7 protein-coding genes and 1 pseudogene are annotated in these 18,103 nt (G+C 69.0%); 3 read left to right on the forward strand and 5 right to left on the reverse strand.

Features of this window, described 5'->3' with window-relative positions; genetic code table 11:
• Positions 1-97: 97 nt before the first annotated feature.
• Positions 98-1,648: a hypothetical protein gene (locus HUW62_RS36125; RefSeq protein WP_255203848.1), complete on the reverse strand. Its 1,551-nt coding sequence runs from the start codon at positions 1,646-1,648 to the stop codon at positions 98-100.
• Between the two features lie 613 nt (positions 1,649-2,261).
• Between HUW62_RS36125 and HUW62_RS36130 the strand changes: the two genes are divergently transcribed.
• Positions 2,262-3,263 carry a hypothetical protein gene (locus HUW62_RS36130; protein ID WP_163865035.1) on the forward strand — a complete coding sequence of 334 codons (1,002 nt, stop codon included), beginning with the start codon at positions 2,262-2,264 and terminating at the stop codon, positions 3,261-3,263.
• 135 nt (positions 3,264-3,398) lie between these two features.
• Positions 3,399-4,367 (forward strand): cyclopropane-fatty-acyl-phospholipid synthase family protein, encoded by a 969-nt coding sequence (locus HUW62_RS36135; protein WP_176437020.1) that lies wholly within the window; start codon positions 3,399-3,401, stop codon positions 4,365-4,367.
• An 81-nt stretch (positions 4,368-4,448) separates the two neighbouring features.
• Here HUW62_RS36135 and HUW62_RS36140 read toward each other — a convergent pair whose 3' ends face one another.
• Complete coding sequence (locus HUW62_RS36140) at positions 4,449-5,312, reverse strand: family 3 encapsulin nanocompartment shell protein (RefSeq protein WP_176437021.1); 864 nt, start codon at positions 5,310-5,312, stop codon at positions 4,449-4,451.
• Positions 5,313-5,325: 13 nt separating this feature from the next.
• Positions 5,326-5,523, reverse strand: coding sequence for a lysine biosynthesis protein LysW (gene lysW, locus HUW62_RS36145; RefSeq protein ID WP_163865032.1), 198 nt, complete (start codon positions 5,521-5,523; stop codon positions 5,326-5,328).
• A gap of 218 nt (positions 5,524-5,741) precedes the next feature.
• Here lysW and HUW62_RS36150 point away from each other — a divergent pair, with 218 nt between their 5' ends.
• A complete protein-coding gene (locus tag HUW62_RS36150; protein WP_176437022.1) occupies positions 5,742-6,998 on the forward strand; it encodes an MFS transporter in 1,257 nt (418 codons plus the stop codon).
• A 7-nt stretch (positions 6,999-7,005) separates the two neighbouring features.
• Here HUW62_RS36150 and HUW62_RS36155 read toward each other — a convergent pair whose 3' ends face one another.
• Together HUW62_RS36155 and HUW62_RS36160 are read right to left on the reverse strand one after the other, a co-directional pair.
• A complete protein-coding gene (locus HUW62_RS36155; RefSeq protein WP_176437023.1) occupies positions 7,006-17,340 on the reverse strand; it encodes a non-ribosomal peptide synthetase in 10,335 nt (3,444 codons plus the stop codon).
• Positions 17,341-17,423: 83 nt separating this feature from the next.
• Positions 17,424-18,103, reverse strand: a pseudogene (locus tag HUW62_RS36160) (ornithine cyclodeaminase family protein); the annotation flags it as partial.

Consider the following 18,103-nt stretch of genomic DNA (forward strand, 5'->3'; position numbering starts at 1 on the left):
CGTCGCTCAAGACGTTGCCCATTCCCCGGGCGGACTCCACGTCCTACCCGCGCGTCAACGTCTCGGCCCTCCCCTTTGGCCGGTTTTCAGGGGACCTTCATTGGCCGGTTTTGGGTGACCACTGAGGGATCCACGCGTTGGGCCCTTCCGGTGAGTACACGGGCCCCATGCCGGTGTCATACGCGGCGCGCGGCACGCGGCGCAGCGCGCTGGAGATGGGGTCGTCGTAGAAGGGGCCGTGGTTGGGGTGCTCGTCGTTGTAGGCGAGGAAGGACGTGTTCCACGCGCGGCGCTTGCGCTCGTCCGCCATCAAGTCCTTGCGGGCCGGGTCCGTGCGGATGGTTTCAATGGGGGTGATGACGCCGGAGATGCCCTTGAGACGGGGGTCGGGCAGGTACGCGGGGTTGGCCGCGTAGCGCGGCGAGTAGACGCCGTGGCAGCTCGCGCAGGAGCCGTTGCCCGGGGTCTTCGGAATGGTGGCGTTGGCGCCATTGGCCCACAAGTCACGCTCGTGGAAGAGGACCGCGCCCTGCTCGGCCAGCGCGGTGTTGATGGCCTTGGGGTAGGCGGGAGGCGACATCGAGACGAAGAAGTTGTCGTTGTCCTCGAACTCGGCGGTCAGCGCGCGGCGCTCGGCCGCGTTGCGCCCCAGGTTGGCGACGGCGAACGCCATCTCCGAGCGGACGTTGTCGGACGTCAGCGCGCCGTCCCAGAACTGGCGCGTCTTGAACGCGCGGTACCACCAGTTGGGAGCGCGGGACATGCCACCGGCGTGGGTGGGGAAATACTCAAGCAGGCTGGGCACCAGGGCCAGCGAGTCCATGTCGAAGAGCGCGGGCAGCAGGTCGACAATGCCAATGGCGTCGCTCATGCCGCGGCCCACGCTCCAGGGCACGGGGGCAATCTGGAAGACATTGCCCACCACGGTGGAGCGGAACATGTCGGACTGGATGAGGCCGGCGTCCAGCGCGTCGTTGGAGCGGCCCCACACGAAGCCCGACTCCGACTCCGTGCCCAGGCGCGAGTCATGACAGCCCGAGCAGGTGGAGCCGATGGCGCCCGTCCAGCGGCCGTTGGAGTCGCGCTCCTGCACCAGGCCGAGCGGGAGCTGGCCGCTGCCGCCGTTGGTGAGGTTGGGGTTCTCCCAGGGCATCGGATAGGGATTGCGGAACGGGGCCTTCGACATTCCGTAGCGCTTGATGACCTGCTCGTCGAAGTCGGAGGGGCGGAACAGATAGCCCCACAGCGTGTACATGGTGTAGTACGCGGTCGCCGTCGAGAAGGGCTGGAAGTACGCCCGGGTCTCGATGTTCTTCTTTCCACGGGCGACGCTCGCCCGGAACTCGCCACAGTTCTTCGGGTTGGGTGCCAGCGTCGTCACGAACGGCGGCGGCGGGTTGTGCAGGTCCACCCAGTACGCGTTGAACTGCACCGCGGCGCCCGGCTTGTTGACGCCCGGGACGACGAGGGTTCTGGGGTCCACCGGCAACAGCGTGGAATCCGGCTGGCCCTGACACGCCGACCCGAACGGAGAGCGGTTCGCCGTCACATCCAACAACGGCGGGTCCGCGGCCTCCGCCCGGGTGACGACCAGGGCCAACAGCAAGGAACTCGAAAAAGCCCACTGACGACTTCGGTGCAGTCGCATGCGCGCAGCCCTCCATTGCTTATTGGCACTCTGACAACAGCGCGATAATCAGGCCCCAGGGTGAAGGCGCACAATACGCAGCGCGTCATCGAATCCGGGTTTTGGAGGGTTTGGGCGACCTAATGGTGCGTGAATACACGTGTTTTCAGAGCACGCCGCAGCGACGCCAATCGTCGAGATATCGCCCGACCACCACTCGGTCCAGCAGGTGGAACGCGAGGCCCGCACCAGCGACGGCGGGGATCAGCGGGCAAACAAAGACTCACACCTCCGGTTCCGATTCAATCCCAGCCATTCCCTTCACGGGCGACAAGTCCCGCGCCCGTGTGGCACCGCGAGCCAGCTCAGAAGGCGCGCGGGCAGGACGGCACCTCACACGCCCGGTAGGGGTGGCCATCATCCGCCAGCAAGATATTCCGCGTTGCGGAATATCCGAAGACCGTCGTATCAATGAGGTCACAACGCCCCTTCACCGGGGAAGACCTCCGTGCACCTCGACGCTCGCTCCTCGCCCCCTGTCCTCCCCCCTCTGGAAACGCCGTCCGCCTGGAGCGCCGACGCGGCAAAGCTTCCATCCCCTGGACGCGTCCGTTCGTGGCGGCCCTGGGTCTGGTTGCTCGTCCTCCTGGGCCTTTCGCCCGGAGTGGAGGCCAGCTCGCGCTTCGAGTTGGACGCGCCGTTCAACGTCGGGCTGGACCGCTCCTACGTCTTCTTCTCGCCCAATCGGATTCGACGGGTGGGAGACCCGGAGCCCTCGCACCTGGTGTTCGAGGCCCAGGTCGCGCCCAATCTCTTCCTGCCTCAACTCCACATCGGCCACGCCACGCCCACGCTGGGTGAGTACATCCTGAGCGCGGTGGTGACGCCGAACATCCGGCTGCGCATGCTGGCGCAGGAGTCCAGCCCCGTCATTCCACCGTCCTTCATGCCCAAGCTGACGCTCCAGGCGGCGCACCTGTGGAAGCCGTGGCTGGATGACCAGGGCAAACCCAAGCGTCTGGCCCTGTCGCTCATCAACCTCTCCGTGGGGCACTACTCCAATGGGCAGGCGGGGTGCTTCTACGCCAACCAGAGCAGCGAGGCGGAGGGCGGCTGCGCGTCCGTCGAAGGCGCATTGCCACTCAATGAGACGAGCGGCGACTTCTCCACCAACTTCATCCGGCTGGAGGCCCAGTTCCGGCTCGTCGAGAACATCGACCTGGCCCGCCGCTCCGCATGGAGCTTCGGCGTGGGAGCCTTCATCGAGCGCAACTCCTCACTCGCCTTCGGCGGCATCACCCCGGAGATGAGAGAAGTCTATGGCGACGGACATGTCGGTTTTGGCCTCCTGGTGGAGCGGCAGTGGTTCGAACACCGCTTCCGTGTGGAGGGCAACGTCAACGGCCCCTTCGGAGAGACACCTTCGCAACGGTGGACGTTCAACGTGGAGGCCGCCGCCCTCCCCCGCTGGGGCGCGGGCTTCGGCGCGTTCGTCCGGTACGTGCACGGACAGGACTACCTCAACATCCTCTTCCTGGAGCCGGTGAGCCTGGTCCAGTTCGGCCTCATCTTCGAGCTGGGCCCCGGCCTGCGCGCCCGGAGCGGCCCGTCCGGAGACCCGCTGGGCCCCACGTGAGCGCGCGGACCGCCAATTCCTCCCACCTTGCCAGACCTGTCCCCACGCTTGCCATTGACATTTATGTGCCCTGACAGCTCCTCAATTCCTGCATTCCGCGCCATAATGCCAACATCGCTGTTGGGGAGGCTCGCGATGTTCAACGTCATGCAGGTCGCAAGGCAGCTCAAGAGCGCGGTGCTGGCGGACCCTGAGCGTTTCTATACGAACGAGACGGGCGCCTGGGTGACTGGGCTTCCAACACCGCAAGAGATTCGCGTCAGCACTGGACGAGAGCCCTTCTGGATCAACCTGGGCTACTGGCGGGACGTGGAGCGGGTGGACGAGACGAACTGCGAGCGGGTGGGTGAGCTGTTCATGGCGGCCCAGGCGCAGATGGCGCACCTGCTGGCGCGGACGGCGCGGCTGGGCGAGCGCGACGCGGTGCTGGACTGCGGCTTCGGGTATGCGGACCAGGACATCCTCTGGGCGGAGGCGTATCGCCCCGCGCGCATCGTCGGCGTCAACGTCACGCCCAAGCAGGTCCACATCGGACGGGAGCGCGTGCGGCTCACGGGGCTGGACGGCGTGGTGAAGCTGGAGCTGGGCTCGGCGACGCGGCTTCCCTTCGGCACGGGTGAATTCGACGTCGTCTTCGCCCTGGAGTCCGCGATGCACTTCCGGACGCGCGGCGACTTCCTGCGCGAGGCGTTCCGGGTGCTGCGCCCGGGCGGGCGCCTGGTCATGGCGGACATGTGCCAGAAGACGGACCGCGAGACGGGCACGGGGCTGCGGCGCCGCCTGCGTCACCGCTACTGGCGGGGCCGGATTGCCTTTCCCGAGGCCAACGTCTGGACGACCCAGCGCTATCTCACCGAGCTGCGCCAGGTGGGCTTCCAGCAGGTCCGGCTGGACTCCATCGCCTCGGATGTCTACCCCGCGGTCAACACCGCGCTGGCCGCGCTCAGGGGCATGACGGCCGCCGAGAAGCAGCCCGGCAGCGTCACCGTCGCCAAGGTGCGAGAGGACGTCCAGCGCGCGCGGCAGATGGAGTTCGAGCAGCTCCAGTGGCTCACGCTGTTCAACTGCGACGAGTACGCGGTGGTCTACGCGGAGAAGCCCTGAGCCGGGCACGTCCTCACCCGCCGTCCGGAAGGAAGTGACTCCGGACGGTGGGGTGTCGTCGCGCTCCGGACGACGCGTTCGTCAGACGAGCGAGGCGACGTAGAAGTGCGTCGGCAGGTGGACGACGAGCGCGGTGTGAATCTCGCCGCACACCGCCAGGCCCTCGCGCGGGAAGATGCCCGGAGGCGCCTCCGCGAAGCGGATGGAGGAGCGGCCACTGTCGAAGATGGTCGCCGCCGCGGTGAAGTCCCCGACGATGACCTGCCCGGGGTCCACCATGCGCGCGCGAGCGATGCGCACGCCCATGGCGGTCAGGTCCGCCAGCAGTCCACCGCGTCCCACGAAGTACCGGTAGTAGTCCGCCGGGTTGACGAGGATGCCGTCGGCGCTGCCGCCCATCTGCTCCACCCTGTCACACGCGGCGAGCAGCGATGAGACAGGGTCCGAGAGCGCTGGCAGGCGGGCAATCCCTGGCGTCTCCAGGAGCCCGCGCACCCGGTCTCCTCCGCGTCCGCGCGCGAGCGCCTGGTTCTCCGCGGTGCACAGCCGCACCAGCAGCCGGAAGTCGATGAACGTCGCCAGCGTCTCCGGGTCATCGAGCAGCGCCGGAGGCACTTGAATCCAGGCCGTCGTCGGCTTGAGCGTCGCCAGGTCCGTGTGGAACTCGAACGCGGCCTCGGGCCGCAGGCCCACGTCCTCCACCGCCACGGTGGGCGCCGTCTCCGGCGGTGTCTCGTGCCAGTACTTCACCTTGGCACCGTCCGCCTTCGCGACCTTGAAGAGGCCGCGCACGGCGATGCGCGGACGTCGCTTGAAGCCCGGGAAGGCCTCGGTGATGGTGTGCGGGAAATCCACCGAGGCCTTCGCGCCCTGCGTGGCGACCGCCTGGGCGAAGACCCTTCCGGGCGAGAGAACGGGCTGCTCCACTGTCTCGTTCGAGCTCATGTCGATCCAGGGCCTACTCGCCCCAGTCCTCCTCTACCTCGGGTGCCTCTTCGAGCCGCAGTGGATTGAGGCCCACCACCTCCAGCTCGCCGTCACAGCCCGTGCACGTGAGCACCTCGCCCTGCACACGGCCCGTGCCGTCGATGGGCTGAGAACACGTGGGACACAGAGCCTGCCCGGTCTCTTCCGCCTGCTTCGTCAGTGCTTGCATGCCCTTGCTCCTTGTTCAACCGCCGTCGCTGTCGCTGACGGCAACGGGTTCATGGGGCGCGATGTTTCACACCCTCCCTGAGTCCCAGGCGCGTGCAGTCTGGGAGCCTTCTCCGCCCTCGTCAAGGCGAGCCACGAGAGGCACGCGAGTGCAGCGAGGCGGCATTTCTCAGCTGCCTCGGCAAGAGCGATTTCTGTGCTCCACTGTCGCGACGTCCCATGTCCATCCGGCGACTTTCGAGTCATCCGTCGTTTCGTGCCTTCAGTCACCCGGCCTACGTGAAGGTCTGGTGGGGCGGGCTCATCTCCACGTTGGGGACGTGGATGGAGCTCGTCGCTCTGGGCATCTACGTGACGGAGACGACGGGGCGCGCGGAGTGGATGGGCCGCATCACCGCGCTGGCGTTCCTTCCCTCCATCGTGCTCGTCCCACTCGCGGGAACGCTGGCGGACCGGTTCGACCGACGGGCCTATCTGGCGGTGTGCACGCTGGCGCAGGCGGTGATTGCCGGAGCGCTCGCGGTGCTGGCGGCCACGGGGCGGCTCACGCTCACGCCGCTGGCCATCCTCTGCGTCCTGCACGGCTGCATGAGCGCGCTGACGCTGCCGGTCTTCTCCGCGATGACGGCGGTGATTCTTCCGTCCGAGCAGCTTCATAGCGGCCTCAGCCTGGACCTGGCGCAGGCCAACCTGGGACGTATCTTCGGCCCGGCGCTCGCGGCCCTCATCCTCACGCGAGGAGGGGTGGCGTGGGCGTTCGTGTTCAACACGGTCTCTTTCGTGGCGGTGCTGGTGGCGCTGGCCTCGATGGGACCGGTGCGTCGGGGGAACCCGCGACCTGGGGAGGGGCTGTGGAGTGGAGTGAAGCGCGGGCTGCTCGCGGCGCGTGAGGACGTGGGCATCGCCGCGGCGCTGGGCGGCACGCTGGGCGTGGCCGTGCTCATCTCGCCCTTCATCGCGCTGGTGCCGGTGCTCGCGTTGCGGGTGCTCCAGGGCGACGCGGCCACGGTGTCGCTGCTCACCACGGTGCAGGGCGTGGGCGCGGTGACGGCCGCCGTACTGGCGGGGACGCTGGCCGAGCGTTGGGGGCGAGGAGCGCTGCTGGAGCGGACGATGCTCCTGCTGGGGCCCGTGGCCGCCGCGTACTGGCTGTCTCCGAACGTGCCCATCGCGGGGACGTTCCTCTTCGTGCTCGGCGCGCTGTACCTGCTCGCCGTGGGAGGACTGAGGACGTTGTGCCAGGGGCGCGCGAGCGCGGAGATGCAGGTGCGCGTGAGCGGCCTGTTCAACCTGGTCCTCAACGTGGGGTACTCCGGCGGCGTGTGGTTGCAGGGAGCGCTCGGGGACCGACTGGGACTGCGCGCCGTCACCGCGGGCGCGGCGCTGTTGTTCTTCGCGCTGGCACTGAGCGTGCGTGTGCTGCTTCCGGGTCGGCTCGCCTCGCTGGAGGCGCGCGCGCATCCTCCGTCCTCGTGAGTGGGGCTCACGCGGACACGCTCCGGGGCTGGGCCTTCGCATGGGCTCGCGCCAGTGCGTCGCGCAACAGTGCGGCGAGTTTCTGGACGCCCGGAAGCCGCAGCAGCGCGTAGTGGTCTCCGGCAAGCGTGTGGACCTCCACGCCGCCCCTCGCCAGCAGCTCCCACTCGTGGGGACGGGGCGACTCGCCCGACTCGATGGAGACCAACGCGCCCGAATAGGGGCTCGGCACATAGCGCCATGAGGCCCGAAGGTTGGCCTCGAACACCTGACGCAGCGCCGTGAGGCCCGACTCGGGCAGCGCCGCCGCCTGACGTCCCGCATCCTCCAGGAGCCGCAGCGCCTCAGCCGGAGAGAGCCGTGAGAGGTCTTCCTCGGAGCACGGCAGGTCTGTGCCCGCCGCGCGCAGCAGGTCCCTGAAGAAGAGCGCGCCCAACCTCGCGGGCTCCAGCCACTCGCGGTCCATCACACCTCCTGGATGGGCTCGCGCATAGGTGTCGATGAGCACCAGCAGGTCCACCTGCTCGCCTTGCTCCTGGAGCTGCTGAGCCATCTCGTAGGCGAGCGTGCCGCCCAGAGACCACCCTCCGAGCAGGTAGGGTCCTCGCGGCTGCACGGTGCGTATGGCGCGCAGGTGGTGAGCCGCCAGCGCCTCTACACTGTCGTGGGGAACCCCCTCGCCGTCGAGTCCCGGAGCCTGCAATCCATGGAACGGCTGGTCCGGTCCCAGCAGGTGCGCCAGCTCCGCGTAGGCGAGCACCGTTCCGCCCACGGGATGAATGCAGAAGAACGGACGCTTCGCCCTTCCGCTCCGCAGCTCCACCAATGACGACGATGGCCCCAGCGCTTGCTGCAACACGCCTGCGATGCGCTCCACCGTCGCGCCCTGGAACAACGTCGCCACCGGGAGCGCGCGTCCGGTCAGCTCGCGAATCCGGCCGAGCAGCCGCACGGCCAACAACGAATGGCCGCCCAGTTCGAAGAAGTCCTCCCGAATCCCCACGGGATGCAGGCCCAGCGTCTCCTCCCAGGCACGAACGAGCTGAAGCTCCAGCGAGGTGCGCGGAGGAACACGCGCCACCGAGCGCACCGTCACTTCCCCCTCCGGCTCGGGCAGCGCTCGGCGGTTCACCTTGCCGCTGGGCGTGAGCGGCAGCGAGTCCAGCGGCACGAAGAGTCCGGGCACCATGTATTCGGGCAGTCGCTGCTTGAGGAAGCTTCGCAGCGCGGAGGCCGCCGGAGGACCGCCCTCTCCGCCCACGACATAGGCCACCAGGCGCGTGAGACCCGAGCCATCCTCGCGAGCCTCCACCACGCAATCCTTCAGCGCCGGGTGCCGCGCGAGCACGGCCTCGATCTCCGCCAGCTCGATGCGATAGCCACGGACCTTCACCTGCGCATCGCGTCGCCCCAGGAACTCGAGCGTCCCGTCCGGTCGATATCGCGCGAAGTCGCCCGTGCGGTACAGCCGCGCCCCAGGCGCGATGTCGAGCGGGTCCGGCACGAAGCGCTCCATCGTCAGCTCCGGACGGTGGAGGTAGCCACGCGCCAGCACCTCACCTCCGAGATACAGCTCCCCCGGGACACCGAGCGGAACGGGCGCCTGTCGCGAGTCCAGCAGATGGACGCGGGCGTTCGCGATGGGCCGGCCGATGGAGGGCAGGTCTGGCCACGACTCGGGGTCCCCTTCCAGCGTGTGGGCTGTCACCACGTGCGACTCCGTGGGCCCGTAGTGGTTGTGCAGGACGCAGCCGGGCAACCGCCGCGCGAAGCGTCGCAACGCGGGTGTCACTCGAAGCTGCTCGCCCGCCGTCACCAGCTCGCGAAGTCGTCGCGGCGCGAAGTCTTCGCGGTCCGCCACCTCCGCCAGATTCTGGAGCGCGACGAACGGCATGAACAGTCGTTCCACTTCACACCGGTCCATCAACTCCAACAGGGCGTGCGCATCCAGGCGCAGCTCCTCGGGGATGAGCACCAGCTCGCCTCCCGCGGCCCAGGTGGAGAACAGCTCCTGGAAGCTCACGTCGAAGCTCAGCGGAGAGAACTGGAGCGTCCGGGCCTTCGGCTGAAGGGACACACCGAGCTGCCACTGCACGAGGTTGAGCAGCGGCCCGTGCGGCATGGCCACGCCCTTGGGCATGCCGGTGGAGCCCGAGGTGTAGATGACGTAGGCGAGTGACTCCGGCCTCGCCACCGGCTCCAGGTCCGCCGAGCACTCCTCCGCGAAGCGAGCCGCCTCCGTATCGAGAGCCAGCCCGCGAGCGATGCCCTCCGGCAGTACACCCGCGAGCGAGGACTGCGTGAGCAGCCACGACGCACCCGACGAACGGAGCATCCACTCCAGACGCTCGCGCGGATAGGCGGGATCCAGCGGGACATAGGCACCGCCCGCCTTGAGGACGCCCAGCACGCCCACGGCCAGGTCGAGTGAGCGGCGCACGCACAGCGCCACCGGAACATCAGGGCCCACTCCTCCACGGCGGAGGAAGCGCGCGAGTCGGTTCGCTCGCTGGTTCAGCTCGCCGTACGTCAGCGTCTGTTCTCCGAAGCGGACGGCGATGGCGTCGGGCGTGCGCGCGGCCTGCGCCTCGAAGAGCACATTCACGCAGGGCGCCGAGGAGCGGGGTGCCTCGGTGGCGTTCCACTCCACGAGCAGACGGCGCCGCTCCGCTTCCCCCAACAGTGGCAGCGACTCCACGTCCTGTCCCAGATGGGAGAGCGCGGCCTGGAGCAGCCGCGTGTAGTGCCCCGCCATCCGCGACACCGTCTCCTCGTCGAAGAGGTCCGTGTTGTATTCCCAGTACGTCACAAGCGACTGGGGCAGCTCACGCACGAAGAGGGTGAGGTCGAACTTCGCCATGCCCGGCTCGAAGGACACCTCCTCCACCCCGAGGCCGGAGAGCGACACCGGCGCCGTGGGCCCCGGCATGACGAACATGACCTGGAACAGCGGCGAGCGACTCAAGTCCCGGCTCGGCTGGAGAGCATCCACCAACTGCTCGAACGGAAGGTCCTGATGCGCGAAGGCGCCCAGACACGCACGCCGCACCCGCCGCAGCAGCTCCCGGAAGTTCGCGCCTTCCGTCTCCGTCCTCACCACCAGCGTGTTCACGAAGAAGCCCACCAGCGCTTCCACCTGCCTCCAGTTTCGTCCGGAGATGGGCGTGCCCACCACCACGTCCGTCTGTCCGCTGTAGCGCGCGAGCAGGGCCTGGAACCCCGCCAGCAGCGTCATGTACAGCGTCACCCCCTCCTTTCGGCTCACCTCGCGCAGCGCGCCCGCCAGCTCCGGAGGAAGCCGCACCGCCAGATGGCCGCCGTTGAACGACTGCATGACGGGCCGAGGCCTGTCGGTGGGCAGCTCCAACACAGGAGGCGCCCCGGCGAGCTGCTGCTTCCACCACGCCAGTTGCTTCTCCAGCACCTCCCCCTTCAACCACTCCCGCTGCCACCTCGCGTAGTCCGCGTACCGCACCTCCGTGCGTCGCTCGTCGACCGCCTTCCCGCTCACCTTCGCCGCGTACGCCTCGCTCAGCTCCCGCTCCAACACCCCCACCGACCACCCGTCGAACACGATGTGGTGCACCACCCACACCAACACGTGCTCCTCCTCCCCCACTCTCAGCACCTTCCCCCTCAACAGCGGGCCTCGCTCCAAATCGAAGGGCCGCCGCGCCTCCTCCTCCACTCGCGCCAGCACCGTCCCTTCCTCCACATCCTCCATGCGCAACTCGAACTCCACCTGCTCGTGGATGCGCTGCACCGGCCTGCCGTCCACTTCGCCGAAGGTCGTCCGCAGGGACTCGTGCCTGCGCGCCACTTCGTGGAACGCGCCCTCCAGCGCCTTCACGTGCAGCGGACCCTTCAGCCTCACCGCGAAGGGCATGTTGTAGGAGAAGCCCTCGGCATCGAGCTGGGAGAGGAACCACAGTCGCTGCTGCGCGAAGGACTGCTCCGCCACGGCGCTCGGGGGCCCTCGCACCAGCGGCGGTGGTGCCGCGCCCCTGGCATCCTCCAGCACGTCCTCCAGGTGCTCGGCGAGCTGGGCCACCGTGGGGGACTCGAAGAGCACGCGGACCGGGAGCTCGCGACCGATGACCTCCTTCAAGCGCGACACCGCCTGCGTCGCGAGCAGCGAGTGTCCTCCCAGCTCGAAGAAGTGAGCCTCGACACTCACGCGCTCCAGCCCGAGCAACGGTCCGAAGACCTCCGCGACCACCCGCTCCATCGCGGTGCGCGGCGCCACGTAGCCACCGCGAGCCTCCTCCGCGCGCGGCACGGGCAGGGCCTTGCGGTCCACCTTCCCCGTGGGAGCCAGCGGCAGCGTGGGCAGCGACACGAAGGCCGAGGGCACCATGTACTCGGGCAGCTTCGCTTGCAGCAGCGCGCGCGACTCCGAGGGCTCCAGTCGCTGGCCCTCCTGGAAGACGACGTAGCCCACGAGCCGTCGATCTCCCGGCACGTCCTCGCGGACGACGGCCACCGCGTCGCGCACGCCAGGCAGGGCTCGCAGCACCACCTCCACTTCGCCCAGCTCGATGCGGAACCCGCGCAGCTTCACCTGCCCATCCAGGCGGCCCAGGAACTCCAGGTTCCCATCCGCGAGCCAGCGGGCCCTGTCCCCCGTCCGGTAGTAGCGCTCACCGGGCACCGCGCCGAGCGTGTCCGGGACGAAGCGGTCCGCGGTCAGGTCCGGTCGACCATGGTAGCCATGCGCGAGGCTGGCGCCCGCGACACCCACCTCGCCCGGGACACCCATGGGGCAAGGCGCGCCCTTCGAGTCCAGGACGTAGAGCCGCACGTTGGTGATGGGCTCGCCCACCGGAGGCAGCGCGGGCCACGACGACGGTGGGCCCGAAGCCCTCCAGGCGGTGACGACGTGCGCCTCCGACGGCCCGTATTGATTCTCCAGCACGCAGCCCGGGAGCCGCTCGAAGAAGGCCACCAGCGCCGGAGTCACCTGGAGCTGCTCTCCCGCCGTCACCACCTCCGTCAATGGCGGCAGCACGTCCTCCGCGCCGGCGGCGTCACACACGGCCTGGAGCGCGACGAAGGGCAGATACAGTCGCTCCACCCGGTGCCGCACCATGTACCGCAGCATGGCGCTGGGGTCCCTGCGCAGCTCAGGGGTGATGAGCAGGACGCGCCCGCCCAGGCACCAGGTGCCGAACAGCTCCTGGAAGGAGACGTCGAAGTTGAGCGAAGCGAACTGGAGCGTGGTGGCGTCCGGCTTCACCGTGCGCCGCAGCAACCACCAGAGCATGTTGCCCACCGCGCGGTGGGACATGACGATGCCCTTTGGCCGGCCGGTGCTTCCCGAGGTGTAGACGAAGTAGCAGTTCGTCTCCGGCGAGACGTCGACGGAGGGAGCCACGGTGGGGCGCCTGGCGATGGCGGCGCTCTCGTCCTCCAGACACACCAATCGAGCCCCTGTGCCAGGAGGCAGCGCCGCGACGAGGTGCGACTGCGCCAGCACCACGGGCGCGCACGTGTCCTCCAGCATGAGCGCGAGTCGCTCGACGGGCCAGGTCGGGTCCAGCGGGAGGAAGGCCGCGCCCGCCTTCAGGGTCGCGAGCACCGCCACCGGCATCTCCAGGCTCCCCCGGTCCAGACACAAGCCCACGGAGCCGTTGGGTGGGACGCCCAGCGCCACCAGGTGCTGCGCGAGCTGGTTGGCGCGCGCGTCGAGCTCCCCATAGGTCAGCGAACGAGTGCCATCCGAGACCGCCTCCGCGTGAGGCGTTCGCGCGACCTGCGTCTCCACCCAGCGATGCATCAGCCCCGGCACATAGGTGGAGTCCTGGCGCGAGCCCCAGTCGATGAGCAGGCGCTGTCGTTCGACGTCCCCGAGCAGCGGAAGCTCCAGGACCTGTCGCTCCGAGGACGTCACCGCCGCGCTCAACAGCCGACCGTAGTGCCCGGCCATCCGCGACACCGTCGCCTCGTCGAAGAGGTCGGTGTTGTATTCCCAGTACGTCACCAGCCCCCGCGGCGTCTCCCACGCGAACAACGTCAGGTCGAACTTCGACACCCCGGGCTCGAAGTCGAGTTCCTCCACTCGAACACCGTCCAGGTCCAGCGGCGACAGGGTGCCGGGCATGACGAACATGACCTGGAACAGCGGCGAGCGACTCAAGTCCCGGCTCGGCTGGAGCGCGTCTACCAGTTGCTCGAACGGAAGGTCCTGATGCGCGAAGGCGCCCAGGCACGCGCGCCGCACCCGCCGTAGCAACTCCTGGAAGCTCGCGCCCTCCGTCGCGGTCCTCAGCACCAGCGTGTTCACGAAGAACCCGACCAGCGCCTCCACCTGTCTCCAGTTCCGTCCGGAGATGGGCGTGCCCACCACCACGTCCGTCTGTCCGCTGTAGCGCGCCAGCAGGGCCTGGAACCCCGCCAGCAGCGTCATGTACAGCGTCACCCCTTCCTTCCGGCTCAGCTCACGAAGCTGTCCTTCCAGCCCAGCGGGAAGCGCCACCCGCTTCAGCGCGCCACGATAGGTCCGCACCGCGGGCCGCGCCCGGTCCGTCGGCAGCTCCAGCACCAGCGGTGCTCCCGCCAGCTCCTGCTTCCACCACGCCAACTGCTTCTCCAGTACCTCCCCCCTCAACCACTCCCGCTGCCACCTCGCGTAGTCCGCGTACTGAACCTCCAGGCCGGGCCGCTCCGACGCATCACCGCGCACCTTCGCCGCGTACGCCTCGCTCAGCTCCCGCTCCAGCACTCCCACCGACCACCCGTCGAACACGATGTGGTGCACCACCCACACCAACACGTGCTCATCCTCCCCCACCCTCAGCACCTTCCCCCTCAATAGCGGACCTCGCTCCAAATCGAAGGGCCGTCGCGCCTCCTCCTCCACGCGCGCCAGCACCTCTCCGTCCGCCACGTCCTCCACGCACAGCTCGAACCCCACCTGCTCGTGGATGCGCTGCACCGGCCTGCCGTCTACTTCACCGAAGGTCGTCCGCAGGGACTCGTGCCTTCGCAACACCTCTCGGAACGCCGCCTCCAGCGCATTTGCGTCCAGCCGTCCACTCAACCGTCGCGCGAAGGGGACGTTGTAGGAAATCCCTCCCGCATCGAGTTGCGAGGTGAGCCAGAGCCGCTGCTGTGCGAAGGACTGCTCCACCACGCCACCGTGTGGCTGATGCGTCAGCGGTGGCGGCTGCGCGCCGTGACTCTCCTCCAGTCGCTCCGCGAGCCGTGCCACGGTGGGCGACTCGAACAGGACTCGCACGGGCAGCTCGCGCCCCACCACTTCTCGCAACCGCGACACGGCCCGGGTCGCCAGCAACGAGTGGCCCCCCAGTTCGAAGAAGTGGTCCTCCACGCCCATCCGCGTCAGGCCGAGCAGGGGCGCCAGCACGTCCGCCACCACCTGCTCCATCGCCGTGCGCGGCGCCACGAACTCGCCTCGCGCGTCCTCCGCTCGCGGTGACGGCAGGGCCTTCCGGTCCAGCTTCCCGTTCGGAGTGAGCGGAAGCGCCGGCAGCGGGACGAACGCCGAGGGCACCATGTACTCGGGCAGTCTGCTCTGTGCATGCGCCCGCAGCGCTTGAGGCGTCAGCGCCGCATCCGCGGAAGGGACGAAGTACGCGACGAGCCACCGACCTCCGGGCCCATCATCACGCGCCAGCACCGCCACCTCCCGCACCTCGGGATGCGCGGCGAGCGCGGACTCCACCTCACCCAGCTCGATGCGGAAGCCTCGCAGCTTCACCTGACCATCCAGCCGACTGGCGAACTCCAGCGCCCCATCGCGACGGAAGCGCACCCGGTCTCCCGTGCGGTACAGCCGCGCTCCCGGCTCCGTGCTGAAGGGATGGGGCACGAAGCGCTCCGCCGTCAGCTCCGGCCGACCGAGATATCCCCACGCCAGTCCATCGCCTCCCGTGTACAGCTCGCCCCACACACCGACGGGCACCAGCGCCAGGTCCGCGTCCAACACGTAGACGCTCGTGTTCGAGATGGGCCGCCCGATGGGCACTGACTCGCCGACTCGCGGCACGTCCGTCAGTCGATGCGTGGTGGTGAAGGTGGTGTTCTCCGTCGGGCCGTAGCCATTGGTGGCGGCCCCACCCCGAGCCAGCCGCGCGCGAACGGCTCCGGGCGACACCACGTCCCCTCCCGTGAGGACCTGACGAACACTCGCCAGCGCATCGGGCCGGGTGGCCATCACCTGCTCGAACAGCGCCGAGGTGAGCCACAGCGTGGTGATGCCATGCCGCGACAGCACGCCTTCCAGTTCCTCCACCGCGGGCGCGTGCTCCGAGAAGACGACCAGTCGCCCTCCGTTCAGCAGCGGTCCCCACAGCTCCAGCGTGGCCGCGTCGAACGAGATGGGCGCCAGTTGCAGGAAGACCTCGTCCGCGCCCAGCTCCACGAAGCGGGAGCCCTTCACCAGCCGCACCACGGCCCGGTGCGGAATGCACACGCCCTTCGGTCGCCCCGTCGACCCCGACGTGTACATGACGTACGCCAGCGCCTCGGCGGGGACCGACACCCGGGGGGCCTCCTCCGACTCGGTGGCGAACCGCGCCCACGACGACTCCAGCGCGATGACCTCCCCGGCCACCGAGGGAAGTCGCGAGCTCAGCGACGGCTGGACCAGCAACACCTGGAGCCCCGCGTCCTCGCACATGAAGGCCAGTCGCTCGGGTGGATAGGACGGGTCCAACGGCACATACGCGCCGCCGGCCTTCAGGATGCCGAGCGTCGCCACCACCATCTCCAGCGAGCGCCGGGTGAACAGTCCCACCCGGCCGCCAGCCGCCACCCCATGCCGCCGCAGGTGATGCGCGAGCTGACAGGCTCGACGGTTCAGCTCCGCATAGGTGAGCCGGGCGCCCTCGAACTCCACGGCGACGGCATCCGGAGTGCGCGCCACCTGTGCCTCGAACACCTCGTGGATGCTCGCCTCGCGAGGGTACCCGGTCCGCGTGTCGTTCCAATCGACGAGGAGCTGCTCCCGCTCGGCCGTGCTCAACAAGGGGAGTTCGGAGACCCGCAGCTCGGGATGCGCCACCACCGCTTCGAGCAACCGCACGTAGCGCTCGGCCAGCCGCGCCACCGTCGCCTCGTCGAAGAGGTCCGTGTTGTATTCCCAGTACGTCACCAACCCTCGGGACGTCTCGCGCGCGAACAGGGTGAGGTCGAACTTCGACACGCCCGGCTCCAGCGGAACGTCCGAGGCGTCCACGCCCTCCAACGCCAACGACGATGCGGGCTCGCCCTGGAGCACGAAGGCCACCTGGAACAGCGGCGGGCGACTCAAGTCCCGCACCGGCTGGAGTGCCTCCACCAGTTGTTCGAGCGGCAGCTCCTCGTGAGCGAAGGCTCCCAGGCACGAGCGCCGCACCCGCTTGAGCACCTCCTGGAAGGGCACGTCGTCGACGCGTGCTCGCAGCGCCAGCATGTTGGCGAAGAAGCCGATCATCCGCTCCAAATCCCGGGAGCCTCGTCCCGCGAAGGGCGAACCGACGACGATGTCCCGCTGCCCGCTGTAGCGCGCCAGCAACACCTGGAACGCCGCCAGCAGCGTCATGTACAGCGTCACCCCCTCCTTCCGGCTCAGCTCGCGAAGCGGCCCCTCCAGCGTCCCGAGCGGCGGCAACCACGTGAGCGCCCCCGAGAATGTCTGCACCGCCGGCCTCGGGTGGTCCGTCGGAAACTCCAACACCAGCGGCGCTCCCGCCAGCTCCTCCCTCCACCACGCCAACTGCTTCTCCAGCACCTCTCCCTTCAACCACTCCCGCTGCCACCTCACGAAGTCCGCGTACTGGACCTCCACGCGTCGCTCGTCGCCCCCCTTCCCCGAGTACGCCTCGCTCAGCTCCCGCTCCAGCACTCCCACCGACCACCCGTCGAACACGATGTGGTGCACCACCCACACCAGCACGTGCTCGTCCTCCCGCACCCTCAACACCTTTGCCCTCAGCAACGGGCCTCGCTCCAAATCGAAGGGCCTTCGCGCCTCCTCCTCCACGCGCGCCAGCACCTCTCCGTCCGCAACGTCCTCCACGCGCAGCTCGAACTCCACGACCTCGTGGATGCGCTGCACCGGCGTGCCGTCGACTTCACCAAAGGTCGCGCGCAGCGACTCGTGCCGCCGCATCACCGCGCGGAACGCCTCCTCCAGCGCCTTCACGTCCAGCCGCCCCTTCAGCCTCGCGGCGAAGGGAGCGTTGTAGGCGAGCCCCTCCGAGTCGAGCTGCGCGAGGAACCACAGCCGCTGCTGCACGAAGGACTGCTCCACCACGCCACCGTGCGGCTGGTGCACCAACGGAGGCCGGCGCCCCGCTCGCTCCACCTTCGGACGGGTGGACTGCTCGCTCTGCGACATGGTGCTCCTCGAGTCCCCGCGACACCGCCGGGCGAGTCACGGGACTCCCGCGTGAGAGGCAATGAGAGGAAGAGAAGCGCGATTCAGGCCACGCGGACCTTGTGTCGGGAGTCGCCTGGCGCCTCCTCACCGGCCTGGACACCCTGGCCCGGCAAGAGCAGGTCATACGGGTCCATCGCATCCCCCGCGAGGCACTCCAGCTCCACGTCCATGCCCAGGCCATGCCTCCGGGCCAGCTCCGTGAGGACGCGCGTCGCCGCCTCGTCCTCCAGCGAGAAGCCCGTGGAGTCGAACACCGTGGAGCGCTTGCGCCAGTCCCCATAGCGCTCGGGGTTCTGCACCACTTCGATGATGCCCGGGCCCACCTGCTCGGGCCGGAGCTGCTGGCACTCGCCCTCCACGAGCGCCTGGGGAAGGAAGTCCGGACACACCAGGCTGCGCTCCAGGAGCGAGCGCGGCAGCTCCACCTTCCCCGGCAGGTCCGAGCCCACCGCGTTGACATGCAGCCACGGCCGCAGCCGTCCGTCCTCCAGCACCGGCCCCTCTCCCACGCCCACGGACGTCACCGTGCAGAGGATGTCCGCCTCCGCCTCCACCGTCTCCAGCGGCACCGCGCGCACGTCCAACCCCAGGAAACCCACGCGCTTGGGAAAGGACCGCTGCGCCACGGGGTCCACGTCAAAGGCAAGCACCCGTTGGATGATGAACACGCGGGACAACGCATGCAACTGCGTGACGGCCTGCGCCCCACACCCCACCAGCC

The organism is Myxococcus sp. AM011, assembly GCF_013372595.1.
Lineage (GTDB): Bacteria > Myxococcota > Myxococcia > Myxococcales > Myxococcaceae > Myxococcus > Myxococcus eversor.

Coding starts and splice junctions, on each gene's coding strand:
- HUW62_RS36125 (WP_255203848.1), bottom strand. CDS start 1,648: ATGCGACTGCACCGAAGTCGTCAGTGGGCTTTTTCGAGTTCCTTGCTG.
- HUW62_RS36140 (WP_176437021.1), bottom strand. CDS start 5,312: ATGAGCTCGAACGAGACAGTGGAGCAGCCCGTTCTCTCGCCCGGAAGG.
- lysW (WP_163865032.1), bottom strand. CDS start 5,523: ATGCAAGCACTGACGAAGCAGGCGGAAGAGACCGGGCAGGCTCTGTGT.
- HUW62_RS36150 (WP_176437022.1), top strand. CDS start 5,742: ATGTCCATCCGGCGACTTTCGAGTCATCCGTCGTTTCGTGCCTTCAGT.
- HUW62_RS36155 (WP_176437023.1), bottom strand. CDS start 17,340: ATGTCGCAGAGCGAGCAGTCCACCCGTCCGAAGGTGGAGCGAGCGGGG.
- HUW62_RS36135 (WP_176437020.1), top strand. CDS start 3,399: ATGTTCAACGTCATGCAGGTCGCAAGGCAGCTCAAGAGCGCGGTGCTG.